The 23272-nt window shown below is 60.9% G+C and carries 17 protein-coding genes; 10 read left to right on the top strand and 7 right to left on the bottom strand.

Going from position 1 to position 23272, the window contains the following annotated elements:
- The first annotated feature begins 3 nt into the window (after positions 1-3).
- The 6 genes from IPK17_RS31650 (at position 4) to IPK17_RS31625 (ending at position 9604) form a co-directional block, all read left to right on the top strand.
- Positions 4-963 (top strand): VOC family protein, encoded by a 960-nt coding sequence (locus IPK17_RS31650; RefSeq protein ID WP_343421727.1) that lies wholly within the window; start codon positions 4-6, stop codon positions 961-963.
- Between the two features lie 217 nt (positions 964-1180).
- A complete protein-coding gene (locus tag IPK17_RS31645) occupies positions 1181-5806 on the top strand; it encodes a GAF domain-containing protein (RefSeq protein ID WP_343421726.1) in 4626 nt (1541 codons plus the stop codon).
- Between the two features lie 74 nt (positions 5807-5880).
- Entirely contained in the window at positions 5881-7956 is a 2076-nt protein-coding gene (locus tag IPK17_RS31640; protein ID WP_343421725.1) for a pyridoxal-phosphate dependent enzyme, read from the top strand.
- Between the two features lie 47 nt (positions 7957-8003).
- Positions 8004-8390, top strand: coding sequence for a response regulator (locus tag IPK17_RS31635; RefSeq protein ID WP_343421724.1), 387 nt, complete (start codon positions 8004-8006; stop codon positions 8388-8390).
- On the top strand, positions 8387-8767 hold the full coding sequence (locus IPK17_RS31630; protein ID WP_343421723.1) for a response regulator: 381 nt from the start codon (positions 8387-8389) through the stop codon (positions 8765-8767). The genes IPK17_RS31635 and IPK17_RS31630 overlap by 4 nt, the downstream gene beginning before the upstream one ends.
- Positions 8768-9604 carry a GNAT family N-acetyltransferase gene (locus IPK17_RS31625; RefSeq protein WP_343421722.1) on the top strand — a complete coding sequence of 279 codons (837 nt, stop codon included), beginning with the start codon at positions 8768-8770 and terminating at the stop codon, positions 9602-9604.
- A gap of 21 nt (positions 9605-9625) precedes the next feature.
- On the opposite strand, the gene IPK17_RS31620 is transcribed toward IPK17_RS31625, so the two are convergent.
- A complete protein-coding gene (locus tag IPK17_RS31620; RefSeq protein ID WP_343421721.1) occupies positions 9626-10246 on the bottom strand; it encodes a dihydrofolate reductase family protein in 621 nt (206 codons plus the stop codon).
- 134 nt (positions 10247-10380) lie between these two features.
- Here IPK17_RS31620 and IPK17_RS31615 point away from each other — a divergent pair, with 134 nt between their 5' ends.
- Positions 10381-11025, top strand: a complete 645-nt coding sequence (locus tag IPK17_RS31615) for a LuxR C-terminal-related transcriptional regulator (protein ID WP_343421720.1) — start codon at positions 10381-10383, stop codon at positions 11023-11025.
- 8 nt (positions 11026-11033) lie between these two features.
- Here IPK17_RS31615 and IPK17_RS31610 read toward each other — a convergent pair whose 3' ends face one another.
- Entirely contained in the window at positions 11034-13382 is a 2349-nt protein-coding gene (locus tag IPK17_RS31610; protein ID WP_343421719.1) for an ATP-binding protein, read from the bottom strand.
- Positions 13383-13552: 170 nt separating this feature from the next.
- On the opposite strand from IPK17_RS31610, the gene IPK17_RS31605 reads away from it, so the two are divergent.
- Positions 13553-14446, top strand: coding sequence for a S1C family serine protease (locus IPK17_RS31605; RefSeq protein ID WP_343421718.1), 894 nt, complete (start codon positions 13553-13555; stop codon positions 14444-14446).
- A gap of 91 nt (positions 14447-14537) precedes the next feature.
- Complete coding sequence (locus IPK17_RS31600) at positions 14538-15182, top strand: S1C family serine protease (protein ID WP_343421717.1); 645 nt, start codon at positions 14538-14540, stop codon at positions 15180-15182.
- Between the two features lie 132 nt (positions 15183-15314).
- On the opposite strand, the gene IPK17_RS31595 is transcribed toward IPK17_RS31600, so the two are convergent.
- Entirely contained in the window at positions 15315-15914 is a 600-nt protein-coding gene (locus IPK17_RS31595; RefSeq protein WP_343422582.1) for a TetR/AcrR family transcriptional regulator, read from the bottom strand.
- A 125-nt stretch (positions 15915-16039) separates the two neighbouring features.
- Entirely contained in the window at positions 16040-18715 is a 2676-nt protein-coding gene (gene ppc, locus IPK17_RS31590; protein WP_343421716.1) for a phosphoenolpyruvate carboxylase, read from the bottom strand.
- Between the two features lie 295 nt (positions 18716-19010).
- On the opposite strand from ppc, the gene IPK17_RS31585 reads away from it, so the two are divergent.
- Entirely contained in the window at positions 19011-19826 is an 816-nt protein-coding gene (locus IPK17_RS31585; RefSeq protein WP_343421715.1) for an FkbM family methyltransferase, read from the top strand.
- Positions 19827-20415: 589 nt separating this feature from the next.
- Here the strand turns inward: IPK17_RS31585 and IPK17_RS31580 are convergent.
- From IPK17_RS31580 to IPK17_RS31570, 3 genes are read right to left on the bottom strand one after another with little or no spacing between them, the layout of a single operon-like run.
- A complete protein-coding gene (locus IPK17_RS31580) occupies positions 20416-21297 on the bottom strand; it encodes an ABC transporter permease (RefSeq protein WP_343421714.1) in 882 nt (293 codons plus the stop codon).
- Between the two features lie 38 nt (positions 21298-21335).
- Entirely contained in the window at positions 21336-22205 is an 870-nt protein-coding gene (locus tag IPK17_RS31575) for an ABC transporter permease (protein WP_343421713.1), read from the bottom strand.
- Positions 22202-23227 carry an ABC transporter ATP-binding protein gene (locus IPK17_RS31570; RefSeq protein WP_343421712.1) on the bottom strand — a complete coding sequence of 342 codons (1026 nt, stop codon included), beginning with the start codon at positions 23225-23227 and terminating at the stop codon, positions 22202-22204. Before IPK17_RS31570 ends, IPK17_RS31575 begins: the two co-directional genes overlap by 4 nt.
- Positions 23228-23272: the final 45 nt, after the last annotated feature.

The raw sequence follows: 23272 nt of genomic DNA, 5'->3' as shown, positions 1-23272 counted from the left end.
CCCATGACCACCAATCCAACGCCGATTCCCACATCGACACTCGTCCTTCCGCCGACCACGCGGCTGGGGCGCGTGCACCTGACCGTCGCCAGCCTCGACCGGCAGATCGCGTTTTACACGCAGGTGCTCGGTCTAACCCTCCATTGGCGGGAAGACGCAGAGGCCGCGCTCGGCTCAGCCAATGAGATCCTGCTGCGCCTGACCGAAAACAAGACGGCGCGCCGGGTGCAGCATGCCACGGGACTGTATCACTTCGCCATTCTCTACCCCAGCCGCAAAGAACTGGCGCGCATCGTCGCGAAGTTATTCGCGCTGCGCTACCCCAATTCGCCAACCGATCACGGGTTCTCGAAGACGACCTATCTCGAAGACCTCGAAGGCAATACGATTGAACTGTATGTGCGCTCGCTGGACGATGCGACCGTCGAGCTCGTCAACGGGCAGTATGTGGTGCATTACGCTGATGGCCGTGTGACCGATGGCCGCGATCCGCTGGATGTGGAGGCGCTGTTCGCCGAACTCGACGACGATGACCGGCTCGATCTCCCGCTGCCCGTCGGCGCGCAGCTCGGGCATGTGCATCTGTACGCCGCCAGCCTAGAGGACTCGCTGCACTTTTACGCGGACATTCTCGGCTTTGCCGCCGGCTTGATCGCGCCGGCCTTCCGCATGGTCGATGTCGGCCTTGACGCGCAGCAGAATCATGTGATTGCCTTCAACACGTGGAAAGGTCCCGGCGTGCCGCCCGCCCCGCCCAACGCGCTCGGTATGCAGTACTACACGATTGTGCTGCCTGACGCCGTCGAAATGCAGCGGGTTGTCGACCGGGTGCAGGCTGCGGGCCTTACCGCCGAGCAAACCGAAGAGGGGTTCGTCGTGTCCGACCCATCGCGTATCAAAATCCTGCTGACGGATCGCCCGCCGACGCTGACTAACGCCGCTGGGCACTGCCGAAGACGTTAGAGTCGGGCGATTGGACGTAATTCTCCGCCCCGGTTCGAACCAACTTCGAATTTCCCGCAACTACCCCGACCTGCAGGGTCTGCACTCACAAACGATAAAACGTTAACGCTCTCCGCATACCTACCTCTTTACAATAAAACCATATGATAAGCCGTAAATTTCGACGTTGCATTTGACGTCGCCTCAATTCTAAAACAAGGAACTGCAAGGGGGCAGCATGGCAGTCCAATTTGATGAACAGCAAACGCAGTCCAGCGTTCTCACGGAATTTGATCAACTGACGGACGTCCTGCGTTCGCGGTTGAGCAGTCTGGAAGAGCGCGTGTTCACGCGTACCCACGACTTGCAGACCGTAGCGGAAATCTCCAAGCAGGTTACCACCATCCTCGACCTGCAAACCCTGCTGGATGCCGTGGTTGAACTGACGAAATCACAATTCAAGCTGTATCACGCGCACGTCTACCTGCTAGATGACAACGGCGAAACGCTTCGACTGGCCGCCGGCGCGGGTACTGCTGGCGCCGCGATGAAGCAACGCGGTCACAGCATCCGCCTCAATCATCAGAACAGCTTGGTGGCGCGCGCCGCCCGTCTGCAAGAGGCGGTCGTGGTCAACAATGTGGCGAGCGCGCCGGACTTCCTGCCCAACCCGCACCTACCGAATACACGCTCGGAAATGGCGGTTCCGATGGTCGCCGGTCTCACGCTGATCGGTGTGCTCGACGTGCAGTCCGACCAGCTCGACCGCTTCGACGCCGATGATGTGCAGATCAAAACTTCGCTGGCGGCGCAAATCGCCATTGCGGTGCAAAATGCGCACTCCTTCGAAGCCACGCAGTTGGCGCGTCAGGAGACGGAACTCCTCTATAAACTGAGCGCGGTGATCAACTCGGCGCGGGACGAACAACAAATTGTCATGGCGCTGGTCGACCACTGGCCGACTGAGACGCCGCTGAGCATCAGCCTCACCGCCTGGGACACCTTCGATTATGACACTGCCGCGAACATCAACATCCTCGGCGACTGGCGTCCCGGCCTCGAAGACCAGATGCGCGGGGCGAAAGTGCCGCTGGCGCACTTCCCCTCACTGCCCATGTTCAGCCGCACCGAGGTGCTGTTCTTTGACGATGTGGCGCAGGAAACCAAGCTCGACGAGCAGACCAAAGCGAGCATCCTCCAGTACGGCATCAAAGCAGTGCTCTCCGCGCCGCTGACCAGCGGCAACCAGTGGGTCGGCGTGATCAGCTTGTCGGCCCACGAAGCCCGCCAGCACAGCGAGTCCGAAATCCGCGTGCTGCGCAGCCTCGCGGAACAGATCAGCACCGCGCTTGAACGTCTGCGCCTGCAGCGTGAAAGTGAACGCTACGTCGCCGAAATGCGCACGGTGAATGAGTTGAGCGCGACGATCAGCGCCGAACTCGACACCAATCAACTGCTGCCGCAGGTCGTCAATCTCACCAAAGAACGCTTCAACCTCTATCACGCGCACATTTATCTGCTGGATGATGCGGGCGTCAACCTCGTCCTCGCGGCGGGCGCGGGCGAAGCGGGACGACTGATGCTGGAACGCGGTCACAAAATCCCGCTCAGCCGCCCCAACAGTCTCGTCGCCACCGCCGCCCGCACGCGCGAAACCATCGTCACCAATGATGTGACGCAAGCGCCGAACTTCCTGCCCAACCCGCTGCTCCCGGAAACCCGTTCTGAGATGTCTATCCCGATGGTGGTCGGTGCGTCGCTCATCGGCGTGCTCGACGTGCAATCCGACCAAGTCAACCGCTTCACGGCGCGTGATGTGCAGATTAAATCATCGCTGGCGGCACAAATCGCCATCGCCGTGCAGAATGCCCGATCCTTCAAGAGTGTGCAGGCCGCGCAGCAGGAAACCCAACGCGTCTACGACATGTCGCAGGACATGATCGGTACAGCGAGCTTTGCGGGCTACTTCCTCACGCTCAACCCCGCGTGGGAACGCACGCTCGGCTATACGCTGGATGAACTGAAAGCCGCGCCCTTCCTCTCGTTCGTGCATCCTGACGATGTCGAGCCGACGCTCGCCGAAGCCGGAAAACTGGCGCAGGGCGCAAAGGCGATCTCGTTTGAAAACCGGTACCGCTGCAGCGACGACTCGTATGTGTGGCTGTCATGGAACTCCGTGCCCGACACTGAAACCGGCACGATCTACTTTGTCGTCCGTAACATCACCGAGCAAAAAGCGACGGCGCTGGAACTGCAAAACCTGCTGCGGGAAGCGCAAGACGCCCGTCAGGACAGCGAAAAACACGCCGCCGAACTGCGCACTGTGACCGCCGTGAGCACCGCAGTGAGCACCATCCTCGACACCAATGTGCTGCTGAACGAAGTGGTGCAGAAGACGCGCGATGACTTCGGCCTGTACCACGCGCATATCTACCTGCTCGACGACCTGGGCGTCAACCTCGTGCTGGCCGCCGGCGCGGGTGATGCCGGGCGCGTTATGAAAGAACGCGGCCACAGCATCCCCCTCAACCGCGAGGACAGCCTCGTCGCCACCGCCGCCCGCACGCAGATCGGCGTGATCTCCAACGATGTGACCAAAGCGGCGAACTTCCTACCCAACCCGCTGCTGCCGGAGACGAAATCGGAAATGGCGATCCCGATGGTCATCGGTTCCACGCTCATTGGCGTGCTGGACGTGCAGTCCCGCCACCTCGACCGCTTCACGCAGGACGACCTGCAAATCAAGTCCGCGCTCGCCGCGCAAATCAGCGTCGCCGTGCAGAATGCCCGAACCTTCCAGTTCGTGCTCGCCGCGCAGCAGGAAACCCAGCGCATTTACGACATGTCGCAAGACTTGATCGGTACGGCGAACTTTGACGGGTACTTCCTCACGCTCAACCCCGCGTGGGAACGCACGCTCGGCTTCACCATTGCCGAACTGCGCGCCGCGCCGTTCCTCTCGTTCGTGCATCCCGACGATGTCGAACCGACGCTCGCCGAAGCCGGAAAGCTGGCGCAGGGCGCGAAGGCGATCTCGTTTGAAAACCGCTACCGCCGCAGCGACGACTCGTATGTGTGGTTGTCGTGGAACTCGGTGCCCGACACCGAAACCGCCACCATCTACTTCGTCGTCCGTAACATCACCGAGCAAAAGGCGACCGCGCTCGAACTGGAACGTCTGCTGAGCGAAGCGCAAGCCGCCCGGCAGGAGAGCGAAAAGCACGCCGCCGAACTGAGAACGGTGACGGACGTGAGCGCCGCCGTCAGCACCCTGCTCGATACCGAACAACTGCTGTCCGAAGTGGCGCAGAAAACCCGCGACGACTTCGACCTGTACCACTCGCACATCTATCTGTTGGATGACGCGGGCGTCAACCTCGTGCTGGCCGCAGGCGCAGGCGAGCCGGGACGAATCATGAAGGAACGCGGGCACAAAATCCCGCTAGATCGAACGAACAGTATCGTGGCGACCGCTGCCCGCAGCCGCGAAGCCGTCATCGCCAACAATGTCTCCAACGCGCCGAACTTCCTGCCCAACCCCCTGCTCCCGGAGACGGCGTCCGAAATGGCGGTGCCGATGGTCGTCGGCGACACCGTGATCGGTGTGCTCGACGTGCAGTCGGAACAGCTCAACCGCTTCACTCAGGACGACGTGCAAATCAAGACCGCGCTCGCCTCACAGGTCGCCATCGCCGTGCAAAACGCGCGCGCCTTCCAGAACGTGCAAGCCGCCCAGAAAGAAACCCAGCGCGTGTACGACCTGTCGCAGGATATGATCGGCACCGCCACCTTCCAGGGCTACTTCGTCACGCTGAACCCCGCGTGGGAACGCACGCTCGGCTTCACCATCGAGCAGTTGAAGGCCGCGCCGTTCATCTCGTTCGTGCATCCCGACGATGTCGAACCGACGCTCGCCGAAGCTGGAAAGCTGGCGCAGGGCGCGAAAGCCATCTCGTTTGAGAACCGCTATCGCTGCGTCGATGACAGCTACGTGTGGCTGTCGTGGAACTCGGTACCCGACATCGAAACCGGCATGATCTACTTCGTCGTGCGTGATGTCACCGACCAGAAGGCGACCGCCTTCGAAATGGAACGCCTGCTGCGTCAAGCGGAAGAGCAAGCCCAGCGCGAAAAGCTGACCGCCGAACGCCTGCGTGAACTCGACCGTCTGAAGTCGCAGTTCCTCGCCAATATGAGCCATGAGCTGCGCACACCGCTCAACTCGATCATCGGCTACTCGGAAATTCTGCTCGACGGCGACGACGGCGAACTGAGCGAAGAAGCCGCCGAAGATGTCGAGACGATCTATAACAGCGGCAAGCATCTGCTGGCCATCATCAACGACATCCTCGACCGCGCCAAGATTGAATCCGGCCAGATGACGATCACCCCCACCCCGATGGACCTCAGATCGCTGGTGGACGAAGTCATCACCACGTCGCAAGTGCTGGTGAAAGACAAAAATGTCGTCCTCAACTGCATTCGGGAAACCGATGTGCCGCTGGTCAAGGCCGACCGCCTGCGTATCAAGCAGGTGATCACTAACCTCGTCTCGAACGCGGTGAAGTTCACCGAAAACGGCAGCGTGACCGTGCGCTACGGGCTGGACGAGCAGCATGACGCGTTCGTCGAAGTGGCCGATACGGGTATCGGTTTGAAGCCGGAGCACCTGAGCCAGATCTTTGAGCAGTTCAGTCAGGTGGATGGCTCCTCGACGCGCCGCGCGGGCGGCACCGGTCTCGGCCTGACGATCTCGCAGCACTTCATCCGCATGCACGGCAGCGAAATCACCGTGACCAGCGACTACGGCAAAGGTTCGACCTTCCGCTTCACCCTGCCGCTGGCCGAAAAACAGCCGGCCTAAGTTTTCCCCAACACGAGCTTGAGCAGGGCGCAGCATGCTGCGCCCTGCCCTTTCATGACCAAGGACGCCCACTCATGATCGCGTACTTCACCCATGTGGTTTGCCTCGAATGTGGTCACGAATTCGCAGCGGATATCATGGCGGCGGCCTGCCCCCGCTGCCATTCCGGTTGGCTGGACGCGCGCTATGATTACGCCGCGGTCGCGGATGTATGGCGTGACGGGCTGCCCGCGCGCGACGGATCGCTGTGGCGTTACCACGAACTGCTGCCCATCCGCATACCCGACCCCGAAATCTCGCTGCACGAGGGCTACACGCCGCTGATCCGCTTGTATCAGTACGAGCGGATCTACAACCACCCGCATCTCTACATCAAAGATGAGCGGCAGGGACCGACCAGCTCGTTCAAGGATCGGCAGGCGGCGATGGCGGTCACGGCGATGAAGCAGGCCGGGATCACCGAGTGCGTGCTCGCTTCGACAGGCAACGCGGCGGCCGCGTACGCCGCCTACTGCGCGCGCGCGGGCATCAAATTGTGGCTGTTCCTGACCAGCCTCGTCCCGCAGGAGAAGATGCGCGAGGCGGCGCTGTATGGCGCGGAAGTCGTGCGCGTCTCCGGCACCTATGACGAAACCAAGCACGTCGCGGCGGAATTTGCCAAGCGCCGCGGCATTCATCTGGATCGCGGCGCGAAGGCCATTCCCGGCAAAGAGAGCATGAAGACGCTCGGCTTTGAAATCGCCGAACAACTCGGGCTTGCCTTCGATGGGCGGGGCTGGCGCACCCCGGATTGGTACATTCAGGCGGTGAGCGGCGGCATTGGCCCGCTCGGCGTGTGGAAAGCCTTCCAGGAACTGTACGCGATGGGCTTAATCGATCACCTGCCCAAGCTCGGCGTGGTGCAGGCGTCCGGCTGTGCGCCGATGGTGACGGCTTTCCAGGCCCATCAGGCGAAAGCGACGCCCGTCGTCCCCAAAACGCTGATCACGGTGCTGGCGACGGGCGATCCCGGCTTCAGCTATGATCTGCTCTACGCAGCAGTCCAGCAAACCGGCGGCACCATGCTCGCGGTCGATGATGGCGACACGTTCGCCGCCATGCGGCACATCGCCAGCAAAGCGGGGCTGTCGGTCGAACCCGCGACGGCGGTCGCCTTTGCCGGGTTGGAGAAAATGCTCACCAACGGCACGATCCAACCGGGCGAAACCGTGGTCGTCAACTGTTCCGGGCATACCTTCCCGGCAGAAAGTCACGTGCTCGGCGACCAGTATCTGCTCAACCTTGACGTGGCGGACGACACCACGGGCAAGATCGAAGGCTTGAGCGCGGCGCTCGGTCAGCTTGACGAACAGGTGACCACCATTGTCGTGGTCGACGACAACCCCAATGATCGCCGCTTGATTCGGCGTCTGCTGCGCGCCTACAAGAACTACCGCGTGTTCGAAGCGAAAGATGGAGCGGACGCGCTGCGCCTGATCCACGAGCAGAAGCCCGACCTCATCGTCACCGACCTGACCATGCCGGAAATGGATGGCTTCTCACTGCTGGAACACCTCAAAGCAAACCCCGTGACCGCCAGCATCCCCGTGGTCGTCGTCTCCGCGAAATCGATCAATACCGAGGATCGTGATATCCTCAATCAATTCAGCGATTCCGTGTGGACGAAGGGCAATTACGAGACGCGCGAGCTGGTCGATCACATCGTGACCGCGCTCGGCGATACGCCGCTGGAAATCACGCGCCGCCGCCCGAATGAGATCCCTGTCGACGCGAAGATCGCGCCGCGCACCGCCGTGATCATCGACGATGTGGAAGCGGATCGGCGGTTGGTGCGGCGGTATCTGATTTCCTCCGGCGAGTTCAGCGTGAGCGAAGCCGACTGCGGGCGCGACGGGCTCAAGCTGATCTACGAGCAGATGCCTGATCTGGTTGTGCTCGACCTCACGCTGCCGGACATGGACGGATTATCGCTCCTGCAGACCCTCCAGCGTGAGGAAAGCCTTAAGCATATCCCAGTGATTATATATTCAAGCCGCATATTACGAGAGGAGGAGTGCCGACAATTCGGTGTAACAGTCGATAATTTCATTGAGAAATCAACTGTTAACCGAGAAATCTTTATGGAATCTATCCACGAACTCTTGGTATAGTAACCACATAAGTAGTTTCGCAGCACACGAGCAGTCGGAGTAAGGTAATGGTCGCCACCATTCTTTGTGTCGAAGATAATCCACAGAATATGCGTCTTGTTCGGAAGATGCTCAACAGCGCAGGCTATCAGGTGATCGAAGCACAGGATGGTGAATCGGGTTACACCACAATTCTCGAACAGCGCCCCGACCTCGTGTTGATGGATGTCAATTTGCCCGACATCGACGGTTTGCAGGTGACCTCGGCGGTCAAGGCGCTGCCGGATTACACCCACATTCCGATCATTGCGCTGACGGCCAACGCCATGCACGGCGACCGCGAACGCTGCCTCGAAGCGGGCTGCAATGGCTACGTGCCCAAGCCCGTCACCAAGAACGAATTGCTCTCGAACGTGGCCTATTACCTCGAACAGGCGGAACGGCGCACGATATGAGTCTCATCGTGATCATCGAGGACAACCCGGATAACGCTCGCCTCGCGTCGCGCATTTTGCAGCGCGAAGGATTTGAAGTCACGGTCGCCGATGAAGGCGAGTTGGGTCTGCAAATCGCCGTAGAGAGCCTGCCCGCGTTGATCCTCGTTGATCTCGGCCTGCCCGACCTCGACGGGCAGACAGTCGTCGCCATGCTCCGCCAGAACCCCGCCCTCAACCATGTCCCCGTCATCGCCTTCACGGCGTGGCCGGAGGAGACCGCTGAAGAAATGGCGCTCGCCTATGGCTGTGACGGCATCATCAACAAACCCATTGACACCCGGCGCTTCGGCGACCAGATCAAGGCTTTCCTGGAACCGGACTTCAGGAGAATGTAGTTGACTACCCCGCAGACGCAGCTTGCGAACATGGGATCGGCTGATCGGTCGGTTGTCGCCGCCAGCCAGTACACGTTTGAAGCCCTCGCCCAGATCTATAATCAGGGGCGCGTCGATTACATCGTCCCCATGCCTATGAATGCGCGCCGCATGGAAGAATACGTGCGCTTCTACGATGTCGCGCTCGACGCTTCGGTCGTCACGCTCAATGGCGACGCCGAGGAGACAGGCATCGGCATGCTCGGTCGGCGCGACGCGCGCTGTTGGGTCACGCGGCTCGGCGTCATCCCGGAACGGCGCGGCCACAAGGTCGGGCAGTTCATCATGGAGACCCTGCTGACATTGGGCAAAGACCGCGGCGCGACCCTCGCGCAGCTCGAAGTCATCACGGGCAACGAACCCGCGCATCGCCTGTTTCGCAAATTGGGCTTTGAACCGCGGCGTGATCTGCTGATCATCCGCCGTCCTCCCGGCGCGGTTAAAGACAGCCTGCCAGCCTATACGCCGCTCGCCCCCGAAGACATTCCCCTATGCCTCGCGCAGCGTCCTGATCAAGCCTCATGGCTGGACGAAACGCCATCGCTGCTGCACGCAGGTCAGCTTGAAGGGCTGCGCGTGGGCGACGACTGGATCATCTACCGCAAGACCGCCGTGCAGCTATCGTCATTCGTGCTCAGCGAGGCGAATGACCCAACCGCGCTGATTCGCTGCGTGCATCACCGCTATCCCCTGCTCGACACCAAGATCGAGAACGTCGACCTCAGCCGCTGGCCCGCGTATCAGGCAGCCGGCTACTTTGAGGCCTTCGCGCGTATCGAAATGACCTGTCTGCTGTAAATCGCTGTCATCCTGCCCCGATCAAGCACCCGGCGGACGGCTGACCGCGTAACACGCGAGGAGGTTGCCAGAACCCGGCCAGGTCCGCGCCTCAATCAGCTTGAGGTTCACGGGTGGCCGCCCGACGAACAACGGCGTGCCCTCCCCGGCGATCAGCGGGAAGATGGTCAGATGCAGCTCATCAACCAGACTCTGCACGAGCAGATCGTTCCACAGCGTGCGGCTGCCGAAGACGAAAATTTCCTTGCCGTCTCGCTGCTTCAACTGAGCGATCTCAGCGTGGGCATCCGCTAACCGAATTATGCGCGTGTTGGTCCACGGCGCGAGTTCCGGTTCGGTCAGTTTGTCTGAGACGATCACCTTGTCGATGGCATGGATCAAGCGCGCAAACTCCCGGCGAATCGGCGTGGCGTTGGGATCATGAGGCACGCTCAGCCAGTACTCGCGGTTGCCGAGAAATCCCTCACGCCCGCCCAGCAGCAGCATATCCGCCGCGCGCAGTCGTTCGAGGTTGTAGGCGTCAAAGTTCTGGTCACCGTGATAGTCCGGGTGGAAATAGTCGAATAACGGTGCGAGACTTCGGCCTTTGCCTTCGTAGTAACCATCCAGCGTGACCAAACAACTCACGATTAGTTTGCGCATGAATTCGATCCTTTGGGTTACGACAAGCCCATTATAGAACATTTGTCTCAACGCACCAACTGCCGCCCCGCTGACGCGCTTCTAACATAGGCACGCGCATAATGGGCGCATCGTAGAGAATCGAAGGTGCTTACATGCCGGATCTGCGTGTGCTGGTCATCGCCAGCAATCCGCTCGCCCGCGCGGGCTTATCTGCCCTGCTCGCCGATCAACCGGGGTTGAACATCGTCGGACAGGCGGAACACGATGTGCTGGATACGCTCGACATTTATCGCCCGGATGTCACGCTGTGGGATATGGGCTGGGAACCGCTGACCTATCTCGACAGGCTGCGCGATTTACGCGACGCGCGCCAACCGATCGTGGCGCTGCTGGCAAACGTCACCAATGCCATCGAAGCGACGGCGGCGCTCCTGAGCGCAGGCGTGCGCGGTCTGCTGCTGCAAAACTCCAACGGCGACGTGCTGGCGGCGGCGCTCAACGCCGTGACGCGCGGCATGACCGTGATCGCCTCGGCCATTGCCGACTCCGCCCTCGTCGACACCCTCCGCCTGAGCGCCGGGAACGACCGCGCCGCGCCGGACGCGCTCACGCCGCGCGAACTCGAAGTCATCAACCTGATCGCTGAGGGTCTGCCCAACAAAATCATCGCTAATCAACTCAACATCAGCGAGCACACGGTCAAGTTTCATGTCAACGCCATCCTGACCAAGCTGGGCGCGCAAAGCCGCACCGAGGCCGTCGTCCGCGCCACGCGCCTGGGGTATATCACGCTGTAGTCGCGCCGTTACGCCTGCGGGACGGCAGTGGGCAGGCTGACGCGAAACACCGTCCCACGCCCGATCTCGCTGCGCACGTCGATGTGCCCATGATGCAGCGCGATCACCTGCTGGACAATGCTTAAGCCGAGCCCGCCGCCACCCGTATCAAGGCTGCGCGCATCGTCGACGCGGTACAGCGGCTGAAAAATGCGCTGAAGGGATTCGGCGGGCATGCCCGCGCCGCTGTCCTCAATTTCGATGACCGCCGCGTCGTCATCGGTATAGGCGGTCAGCGAGATCGTGCCGCTGGGCTCGGTGAAACGAATTGCATTGTCGAGCAGTTCGCTGAGCGCCTGCGCGACCCGTTCTTGTTCGCCGAGCACCATCAGCGGATCAGTGGGCAGCACGGCATCCAAACGCAGCCCCTTTTTACGCGCCGGTTCCTGCTTCGCGCTCGTGACAGCGGCGAGAACCTCGACCAGATTCAGCGGCGCAAGCTCCAGTGCCGCCTGCTGATCTAACCGCACCAGCGTGATCAGGTTGTCGACCATGCGCGCCATCCGCTCAATCTGTTCTTCAATCGTGCGCACTCGGGCGCGCGCCGCCTCATCGGCCAGCGTGCGTTCCAGCAGATAGCTCGTCGTATTGATGACGGCCAGCGGCGTCTTGAAGTCGTGCGAGAACGCGCGGATGAAGTGCTGCAAGGCGCGCCGCCGCGTCTCCTGCTCGACCAGCGCGATTCGGTCGGCTTCGGCCACCTTAAGCTGCGAGATGTCGCGGATCGTGGTCACGCGCAGGATGCCATCCGGATGCGGGATGTTGACCGAACGCAGCCACCCCTGAAACGTCGACCCATCTTTGCGCCGCATCGTCAGTTCATACGGTTCTTCGCTCAGTTGTTGGATCGCCGCGCGCGCCTGTTCGGCGGCTTCGGCAGTCACCACCGTCACAGCCCCATCCGAGCCGACGATCTCTGCGCGGGTATAGCCCAACAGCCGCGTGAAGGCTTCGTTGACATCCAACACCACGCGATTCTGATGCGCGACGCGGGCGTCGAAGCCCGCGTTCCAGAGCATACGATAGCGCGTTTCGCTGTCTTGCAACGCCGCTTGCGCCTCATACAACTCGGTGATGTCGATGTTCGCCGCCACCCCGCCGATGATCGCGCCGCTGGCATCACGAATCGGCGCGGCAGCGTTGATCATGGTGCCGGACGTGCCGTCAAAGCGTTCGATGCGCAGCACTTCATGCTGGGTGATCTCGCCCTGGTGGAGCGCGCGCGCCATCGCCCACGTCTCCGGCGTCATCGGCGCGCCCGTCTCGACGTCCCACGCCTTGTATTTGGCATACCCGGCGGCGTTCTCCACGCTGGGCATGTCTTCGCCCCACACGCGGTACGCCCCGCCATTCATGTAGATCAGCTTGCCATTCGCGGCGGCAATCGTCACGCCAATCGGCAGGATGTCGAGCACCGCCTGCAGCCGCCGCCGTTCCTGATCAGCTTGGGCGAGCGCCGCTTCCAGCTCCGCCCGCAGTCGATACTCTTCCGTCATATCCGCGAACACGCTGACCGCGGCGATGGGCGTGCCTTTCATGTCGTAGATCGGCGCAGCGTTCACGCGCAGAAAGCGGTGTACATCGTCGACCGTGATCGCTTCAACCTGCACATCGTGCGTGGTTTCGCCGCGCATCGCCCGCAGCAGCGGATAGTCGGTCAAGGCGAGCGGCTGCCCGGACGTCACATCGATCAGGCGGTGTACCTTGCCCGCGCGCTGATCGGCTTCGGTCGGCGGACGCCCGAGCAGTTCTTCCGCGCGCCGGTTCTGCGAACTGGAACCCCCATCCGCCGACACAATCACCACGCCGACCGGGAGCTGCCGCAGCACCGCTTCCAGATACGCGCTCTGCCGGTCGACCTGCACAATCGTCTGCTCATATTCCCGCCGCAGCCGCGAGAGCTGATCCACCATGTGCTCGACCGCCCCGCGGCGGTATTCCGCGCGCAGCCGCGCCGCCTTCTGCTGGTTGATGATCCAGATGAGGAGAAAACTGATGGCGATATAGAGCAGGAACTCCAGCAGATAAATCGGCTGCAGGATGCTCATCGTCCCGTACCAAGTCGCAACAAAAAACAGTGTACAGAGGGCGCCGAGCGCGACCGTATACACGGCAGGCCGGGTCCCGATCTGCCAGGCGACAAAAATCGTCGCCAGATAAAACGTCTGGTAAATGGCCAGCGTATCGCCCGCGGCCAGATGCGTCAGAATGCGGAAGACCAGAGCCAGCAGCACAGCCGCGGTGGCAACTCCGTAACGTACAACCCATGAGCGTTCTAACAGCGACCGAAAACGCTCCAAGACAGCGGGGGGCGGCATTGGCAACTCCAGATTACGATCATTCTCACGAAATTTTAACCGTTATTATATCCCGAATTCCAATTGTCACTAGCCATTCGATTAGGTGGCTGCCCCCTCCAAGGTGCGGTGTGCTGAACGCGGACTTTTGCTTTAATGAGAGTGTGGAGTTGAACCAGTAGTAGGAGCACATGATGACTGATGTCCTGCAAAACCTCTCAAATGATCTGGCGGCGACCGTCGAAGCAGCCAGCCGCAGCCTCGTCCGTGTTGAAGGACGGCGGCGCATGGCGGCCAGCGGCATCATCTGGTCGGATAACGGCTTGATCGTAACGGCGAACCATGTCGTCGAACGTGACGAAAACATCGGCGTGGGCTTGCCCAATGGCGCGGTGGTGAATGCCTCGGTGGTCGGGCGCGACCACACGACGGATATCGCCATCCTCAAGGTACAGGCCAACGAACTCACTCCGGCCGCGTGGGCGACCGACGCGAAGGTCGGACATCTCGTTCTGGCGGTCGGTCGACCGGATGCGGGCGTCCAAGCGACGCTCGGCGTCGTCAGCGCGGTCGGTGAAAGCTGGCGCACGGGCGCTGGCGGCATGATCGACCAGTATTTGCAGACCGACGTGGTCATGTACCCCGGTTTCTCCGGCGGCGCGCTGGTCACGGCGGGCGGGCAGATGCTCGGCATGAACACGTCCGGCCTCGCCAACGGCGTCAGCCTGACGATTCCGGCGGTCACGCTCCAGCGCGTGGCGCAAGCCCTGCAAGCGCATGGCCGCGTGCGCCGAGGTTTCCTCGGCGTGAGCGCGCAGCCGGTGCGGTTGCCCGCACCGGTCGCGGCGCAGGTGCAGCAGGAGACCGGGCTGCTGCTGGCGGCGGTCGAACAAGGCAGCCCTGCCGATCAAGGTGGGTTGTACCTCGGCGACACGCTGGTCGCGCTGGACGGGCAGGCCGTGCGCCACATGGATGACCTGATGGCCATTCTCAGCGGCGACCGCGTCGGCAAGGCCGTCACGGCGAAGATCGTGCGCGGTGGTCAGGTGCACGAAACGTCGGTCACCATCGGCGAACGACAGTAAGCAGAAGATCAGTGGAAAGTTAAAAGTTGAAAGTTGAAAGTGCGCACCGCTTTTGACCTTCAACTTTTGACTTGGATAGGACGAATTGAACGTGGCCAACACCTTTGAGCAGTTGAATGCCGAACTCTCGGACATCGTCGCTGAAGTGGGCAAGAGCGTCGTGCAGGTGCGCGATGAAGGACGCGGCGGCGGCGCAGGGATGATCTGGCACGCGGATGGGCTGATCATCACCAACGCCCATGTTGCCCGCGGCGGACGGCCTCTGACGGTCGCGCTGTGGGATGGCCGCGAACTGCGCGCGCAGTTGATCGCTCGCGACGAGGCGCACGATCTGGCGGCGCTCGCCATTGAAGCGCGTGACTTGCCGACCATTCAGGTAGGCAGTTCGCGCACGCTGACCGCCGGGCAGTGGGTGATGTCGCTCGGGCATCCGTGGGGAGTCGCCAATGCGGCCTCGGGTGGGGTCGTGATCGGCACGGGGCAAGGCGTGGCCGAAGTGCCGACTAACCATGCCGACTGGGTCGTATGCGATCTGCATTTGCGCCCCGGCAATTCCGGCGGACCGCTGTTCGACGTGCGCGGACGCCTGATCGGCGTCAACACGATGATCACGAGTCCCAATGTCGGCATTGCGGTCGGCGTGGACGCGGTCAAAGACTTCCTCAAGCGGTCGCTAGGCGACTTCAAGCCTCAGCGCCAGTCGGAAACCGGGAACGTCAAGGCGGCGTTTGTATAAACGCGCCGTGTCACCCGCTTAGACCCAATCTCTAGACAACGGGGCGCAGTGAGCTGCGCCTCGTTGTCGTTGGCTGCTGGATCAGCCCAACCATTTCCACCACTCCCCAGCACACCTATTCCCGCGTCAGCTCTACCGTAGATCGAAGTCTCCGGTGGAATTGAGGTAGGCGACCAAGGCGTGTTTGACTGCTTCCACAATCCGCTCTTCATCTTCCGGCTGGCGGATCATCGGAATCAGGGCCCGCAAGATATAAACGCAGATGGCTGCATAGAATTGGCTGACCGCTGGCTCAAGCGCGGCATTATTGACGCGCAGAGCACGGTCGAGCCGGTGTTCAATGGGACTGCACAGAGAGTCAGCGACGTAACGCATGACGCTAGACGCGGGTACGGCGTGGAACAGCGGTTGAAAGGCGGGGGTGGCAAGGTAGTAGTCGACCAGCGAGTCGATCAGATCATTGATCTGCACGCTGAGAGGGGCGGAGTAGCTATCAAACACCTTATCCAGCAATCCGCCAAGTTGAACGGAATAACGAGTGGCAATCGCGCTGAGAATAGCTTCTTTGTTTGGAAAGAACTGGTACAGGGAGCCAATAGAAGTATTTGCTCGTATTGCGATGAGGTTGGTGGTTGCTGCTTCGTAACCTAGTTCGGAGAAGACCTGAGAGGCTGCATCTAGAATCGTGTTTACACGGCGCTGACCCCGAGCTTGCTGAGGCTTTCGCCGCATCGGGTTCACGAATATTTATCCTTTGGTACATTATAGGAATTACATGTGACTATACAGAGGAATTAATTGTCATGCAAGGAATAACCACGCATTTCACAAAATTCCACTGTTTATTAGTTTATCTCTTAACCCGTGGTCTTCATACCGGCAGCAATCCCATTAACCGTGGCGAGTACCGCGTTCAGCAGTGCCTCATGTCGTTCCGTGCCCGGGGGCACGCTGCGCAGCTCACGCAGCACCGCGATTTGAATGTAATTGAGCGGATCGACATAGGGGTTGCGCCGCTCAATCGACCGCTGCATAACGGGGGAATGTTCAAGGAGTTCGCGCTGCCCCATGATGGCACAGATCTGCTGGTAGGCGCGCGCATGTTCGGCCCGCATCGACTGGTAGATCTCGTCGCGCAGGCGTTCATCGGTAACCAGTTCGGCGTACAACCCGGCGATGCCCATATCAGCTTTCGCCACATCCAACTCGACATTTTCGATCAATGCCTGAAAGAACGACCAGTCTTTGTACATCGTCTGCAGCAGGTCGATGCCGCCATGCCCGCCTGCGGTGAACGCTTCGAGTGCCGTGCCGACGCCGTACCAGCTCGGGATGATGGCGCGGCTCTGCATCCACGAGAACATCCACGGGATCGCGCGCACGGTTTCGAAGCCGCCCTTCGCGCGCTTGGCGGGACGACTGCCGATGGGCAGCCGCGCCAGCTCGTTGATGGGCGTGGCCTGATACCAATAATCAAGAAAACCGGGCGTTTCGTAGACGAACTTGCGATACGTGCGTTCGCCGACTTCGGACAGCTTATGCATGGCCTGCCGCCATTCCAGCTTGACCTCCGGATGCGTCGGCGACCCAACCGCCGTCAGCACGGCGTGCATCACCTGCTGCAGGTGGCGGTAAGCGATGTTGGCGTTGCTGTAGCGGTAGGCGATGACTTCGCCCTGCTCGGTGATCTTGATGCGTCCGCGCATCACACCGGGCGGCTGCGACAGAATCGCGCGGTTGGTGGGACCACCGCCGCGGCCAATGCTGCCGCCGCGCCCGTGGAAAAGTTCCAGATCGACGTTGTATTTGGCGCACATCTCCGACAGCGCCTGCTGCGCGACGTAGAGGTTCCAGTTGGACGACAGATAGCCGCCGTCTTTGTTGCTGTCCGAATAGCCGAGCATGATCTGCTGGCGCAGGCCGCGCGTCTGGAGGTGTTCCATATAGAGCGCATTGTTGAACAGCACTTCCATGATTTCGGGCGCGCGTTCGAGGTCGTCAATCGTCTCGAACAGCGGTACCAAATCGACAGCGGGGCTGACGCCCACTTCATGCGCGAACAGCAGCATGGTCAGCACATCGCTCGGCGCGGTCGTCATGCTGGTGATTACGCTGTCGATCACATTGGTGCCGTACTTGCGGTGGGCTTTGGCGATCATGCGCCACGTGGCGATGATGCGGTTGGTCGTCTCGGAGAAGGCCGGCTCAATCGGGAACAGCGGGCGCTTCGTGATGAGTTCGCGGTTGAGCAGCGCCTGCTTATCCGTTTCGGCGAGCGCGGCATAACCGTCATGCTGGCCGTAGGCGCGCAGCAGTTCGTCGAGCGCGGCGCGATGCAGGCGCGCATCTTCGCGCACATCGAGCGGCACGAGATGCAGCCCGAAGAGGCGCACCTTTTCCATCAAGCGGTACAACATGCCGTGCGCGACATACTGCCCGCGATTTTCGATCAGGCTGTCGGAGACGAGGCGCAAATCCACCAGCAGATCGGCGTGCGTGCGGTAGGAGTCGGCGTTCAGCCGCTCCCAGATGATGCTCATCGCCTGCCGGTAGACCTCGTCATGGGCGCGCGTGGGGAAACCGCCCTCCTGCACCCATTCGAGCAGTTCCGGCGATACGCCGACTTCGTCCAGCGACTGCGTGAGGTGTTCGCGCAGATACGCCACTTCTTCAAGGTAGACGGTGCGCGCCGCCGCCCGCTGGGTGGTAATCGTCTCCAGCGTGACATCGGCGGTCACGTTAGGGTTACCGTCGCGGTCACCGCCAATCCACGAGGCAAACTGCAAAATCGGCGGCAGGCTCGACCAATCTTCGTCGGGATAGTAATTCTCAAGCACCGCGCGCAGATCGTCGTAAATGTCGAGCGACACGTCCATTACGACCGAGGTGATGAAGTACAGGCCGAAATCGACCTCGTCGGCGACGGTCGGACGGGCGGCGCGGTTGGGGCGCGTCTGCCACATTTCCTCGATCTCTTCGCTGAACGCCAGTTCAAGCTGGCGCGTTTCGCGGGGGAGCAGCGTTTTGCCGTCAACCTCGCTCAGCATTTGCGCGATGCGGCGCAGTTTGATGAGCACTTCTTTGCGCTTGGCTTCGCTCGGGTGGGCCGTTACGACCAGGCGCACACCCAAACGGTTGAGGAGGCTGCGCATGGTCGCCGCATCGATCCCCGCGTTTTTCAGCCCTGCGACCGCCGACTCAATCGAGTCGCTGAGCGGGCCTTTGGCTTCGCGCTGCCGCAGCACGCGGATGCGCTGCTGATCTTCCGCGATATTGATCAATTGGAAGTAGTTGGTGAAGGCCTTCGAGAGAATGCGCACGGAGTCGAGGCTGAGACCATCAATCGTCGTGCGCAGTTCCGCCGCCGCGACTTCATCGCCGCTGCGCCGGGCTTTGGCCGCTTTGCGCACCTTTTCGACCAGATCGAGCGCCGCTTCATCATGCTGATCGCGAATCACCTGCCCGAGCAGATTGCCCAGCCAGCGAATATCGGCACTCAGACGGTTACTCAGGTCGTTGGGTGTGTCGTGCATGGTTCCAAATCTCCGAAGGTTGAAGAGCGCCTACTGTACCAAATTCACCGCAGCTTAGCTAGCAATAAATCACAAGTTCATCAGCGTAATTATCACTACTTTTGCCAGAACAAGCATTCGACTGGCTAACGTTGGCCGTCGATACCCAACAAATTGGGGGGTCTTCGGTCGCAGTGCCGCCCGGGCAGCCCCCATCGGCGGCGATTTCCTGTGCCTGCGACCCAGCGTGTAAGGTCAGTGCAAGGTGATCGACGCACCCTAACGGGCATCTTGTCAATGAGTTTACGGAGTACCGATGTCGGAGCAACACAAACACGAACGACCCTATGCTCAACCCTTTTGGAAGCTCAAGTCCACCATCGAAAAAATCCCGGGGGCGTTTCGCCTCTACAAGTTCATCACTTCCCGCACTGGCGAAGGAAAAATCTACACGGTGAGCCACGGCCCAGTCAGTGGGCTGCGCTGGAAACGTTACAACCGCCTCCCCTACTGGTATCACATCGGCCTCTATGAACCCCAGCTCACCCACTATCTACAGCGGCATTTGCGCCCCAACGATACGTACTGGGATCTGGGCGCCCATGCGGGTTATCATGCGATCACCGCGGCTCGGATCGTCGGACCGCAGGGCAGCGTCGTCGCCGTCGAACCCGATCCCGAAATCGCCGCCATCATGCACGAGCAGATCGCGTTGAATGAGCTGCCAAATATCACGGTGCTGCCCGAAGCAGTCGCCGATACGGTCGGCGCGGTGACGTTCATGCGCAGCGATCTCGACTCGCGCACCAGTGCCATCGCGGGCATCGGCGGCGAAAAAGGCACCGCCGCCCCGCTGGAAGTCCCCACCACAACCATCGATACGTTGAGCGAGCAGTATCCGGCACCGCACATTCTCAAAATGGACATCGAAGGCGCGGAGATTTTCGCGCTGCCGGGGGGTGAGCACCTGCTCAGCGGCAGTCACAAGCCAGCGCATCTGCTAATCGGGGTGCATGGCGAACACGCCCGGCGCTTCACGATGGAGTTCGTGCAGGATCACGGGTACCAACTGATCGCGGTGCCGGGGTTTGAGCCGGAGGTCAATCTGGTCGCCGTGCTGCGCGCGGCGTGAGCCGCACGCAGCCTAATCATACGTAGGGGCGCGATAAAGAGGGTGTCTAACAAGCGCACATCTATCTGGATGAGAGAGGTTTTTGTAGGGACAAGGCATGAAGGTGTTTAAAAAGCATCCCTTAAAGCCTTTCCTCGTCAGCGGACGCAATGGTCCCCGAGCATATCGCGCAGCGGCCCCCCCCTGTTCGGGGAGGGCCGGACCTTTTCAACACGCTCATGCCTGTCCTCTATCCTGCTCTGATGGACGCAGAAGTCATTTCAGAATCAGCACTTTGTCTAACCTCACCCCGTTTCGCTGCGCTCAACCGCCCCTCTCCCAAGGGCGAGGGGCAAGGGCAAGGCGGTTGGTTGTGTCCCTCTACGTGGGGAGAGGGACGGCTTGCGGAGCAAGCAGGGTGAAGTTGAGCATTTTCACCAATTGTGAAATAGCCTCATGCCTTGTCCTGTATATCCTGCTCTAAAAATTAGGACGAGGCCGGCCCTCGTCCCCTACAGGCCCCTTAACCTTATTAGACGAAGCCCTCTAAACCCCTCGTCTCGTCCCTACAGGAAACCTTATTAGACACCCCACGCACAATGCAACGACCTCAGAAATTCGTCTCGATGTCCAGCAGACCCTCTTCTTTCGAACGGCGCAGCGACGTGCGGTACACCCACCCGGAGATCAGCCACAGAATCAGTGTCATCACCGCCAGGACACCGATCAACCCCCAGTCGCTGAAGCTGGCGAAGGTTGGGAAACGCGCCGAGTTCACACCGAGCAGCGCGCGGCGGGTGACCTCCAGCCAGTAAGTCACCGGGAATAGGTAACCCACGGGTTGCAGCCACGCGGGCAGCACGTCGAGCGGAAAGATCGCGCCCGTGAACAGATACAAGCCACCGGACACCAGCGAGCCGAGATCGGTCTGCAAACGCGCCGTCTGCATGGTGACCGCGCCGAGGATCACGCCGAGCGCCGAGAGCGACGCCAAGCCGAGGATGGTCGCCGTGACCAGCAGCAGCACGTTGATATCCAGCGGAATGCGGAATGCGATCACCCCGAACACAAGTGTGATCAAGACCGAGACCGACCCGATGATCAGCCGCGCCACCCCGCGCCCCAGCAGGTAAGCATAGGTGTTCATCGGCGCGGTGTAGATCTGCTTGGCGACCCGGTAATGTTCGCGGTCTTCGATCACCGCCCAACTGACGCCCGTCACCACACTGTTGACGAGGATATACAGCGCATTGCCAAAGTAGATGAAGGCGAAGATCGGTTCGCCCGTCGCGCCATTGGTGATCACGCTGTACATGACCACGAGGATCAGCACACTGGAAATCGGACGCGCAATTGCATACACCGCAAACAGGAACGGTCGCGCCCAGTTTGATTCGATCTGCCACCCGAGCCACGCCGCCGTCACGAACGCGCGCAGTGTCGGACTCTGGGTCACCGCCGGAAGATTAGATAAACGCTGCACAAGTGCCATACCCTACATTCCCCTTACAGCGGACACCGCCGCTGTCCTTACCGTCTCCGCTCAATCAAGCGGCCTTCACGCCGCCCGATCTGTTCCAGTTTACGCAGCGCAAAATACGCCCCGCCGATGAATAACACGCTCAGCAGGATGAGCAGCACAACTTCCAGTTCGACGGGCATCAGCCCGGTGGCATGATTGGACGGGAACAGGAGCTGACGCATCCCGTCCATCCCCATTGTCAGCGGAACCAGCGACGCGGCGGCGGCGACGAATGTCCCCAACGCCCGCACGGGAAAGTAAAACCCGGAGACCAGATAGATCGGCTCTTGCAGCAAATTGGCGATGTGCCACGCTTCACGCCCCGACGCCAGAAAGACCGAAGCGAACATCATGCCCATGCCATAGAGCGCGATCATCGTGAGTAGAAACACGGCGATCAGCGTGGGGATGCTCCCCACACTGTAGACCACGCCAAAAGCCAGCGAACACACGACAATGATCACCACCGCGCGGGTCGCCGACATGATCATCCCGCCAATTGCCATGCCGACCAGGATCGCCATCATCGGCGCGGGACACAACACATAGATCTCGAGGTTGCCGTCCTCTTTATCCCAATAAAGCTGGCTCGCCATTGACCACAGCACGTTCAGCCAGAACGCGGTCATCGCGCCGCCGAGCACCACAAAGCCGATATATTCCTGCGGGGCATTCACGGCGCGATAAACGTAGATGTAACCGACGACGCCGAGCAGCGGGAAAACCGTTTCGAAAAACAGCCAGCTCTTCTGGCGCAGCGCGCCGATGATACGTGGGTAGGCGCGCGCCCAGACCACCGCCCAAAAGAGGGCGACGCCCTGCAATTTCTTGACCCGTTCCTGACTGCGAATGACGTTGTTCTCGACCGCCGCCATCATTCTGCCTCTTTCTCGTCGGCAGCCTGATCCAGCCGCCGCCCGGTCACCTTGATGAACACATCTTCGAGCGTCGGCTCACGCTTCTCCAGCGCAATCAGGCTGGAACCGCGCCGTGTGAGGTAAGCGAGTACCTGCGGCAGCGCGTCTTCGCCGCGCAGCGTGAGCGCCAGTTCGGTGTGGCCGTTCACATCGGCGACGTTGACGCGGCTCACGCCCGGCACGGCTTCCAACAGATCGCCGTCTTTCGGCTTTGCGCCGAGCGGTGCCACTTTGAGATTGAACACAGCCTCGGTCTGCAGCGACTTCTTGAGGTTGGCGGGCGTATCACACACCAGCAGTTTGCCGCCGTCAATGATCGCCAGGCGGTCACACATCTCGTCAGCTTCCGCCATGTAGTGCGTGGTCAGCAGCAGCGTGCGATCCGGATGGTCCTGCATCCACTGGCTGACAAAGCCGCGCACGTCACGCGCTGCCTGCACGTCGAGCCCGAGCGTCGGCTCGTCCAGAAACACCACATTCGGATCGGTCACGAAGCCGCGGATGAAGTTCATCTTCTGGCGCAGCCCGGTTGACAGGTCAGAGACTTTGGCGCGCATACGATCTTCCAGCCCCATGATCTGCGCCAGCGCCGCGATCCGGTCACGGGCGACCTTGTTCTCCAAGCCGTAGAAGCGCGCGAACATCCATAAGCTTTCTTCGACGGTCAGCAAACCGTAGCCGCTGGTCTCCCCGCCGCTCACCATGCTGATGCGCCGCTTGACTTCGTCGGTGTCGCGCACCACGTCATAACCTTCGATGCGCGCCATGCCGCTGCTCGGCAGCAGCAGCGTCGCCAGAATCTTGATCAGCGTGGTCTTGCCCGCGCCGTTCGGGCCGAGCAAACCGAACAGTTCGCCGCGTTCGACCTGTAAGTCGACGCCATCCAGCGCAACCCGGGTCGTTTGGTCGCCTTTTTTCTTCGGTCCACGAATCTTGTAGATGCGCCGGACATCTTTGGTTTCAATCGCCAGTGAAGTACTCAACTGTATCTGAGCCTTTCATGAACTTTCTTGAGCCGTAAAAGCACC

The sequence above is a fragment of the Candidatus Flexifilum breve genome (genome assembly GCF_016713355.1).
Note: the sequence above shows the minus strand (reverse complement) of the source record. Positions and strands in the feature narration are given on the sequence as shown.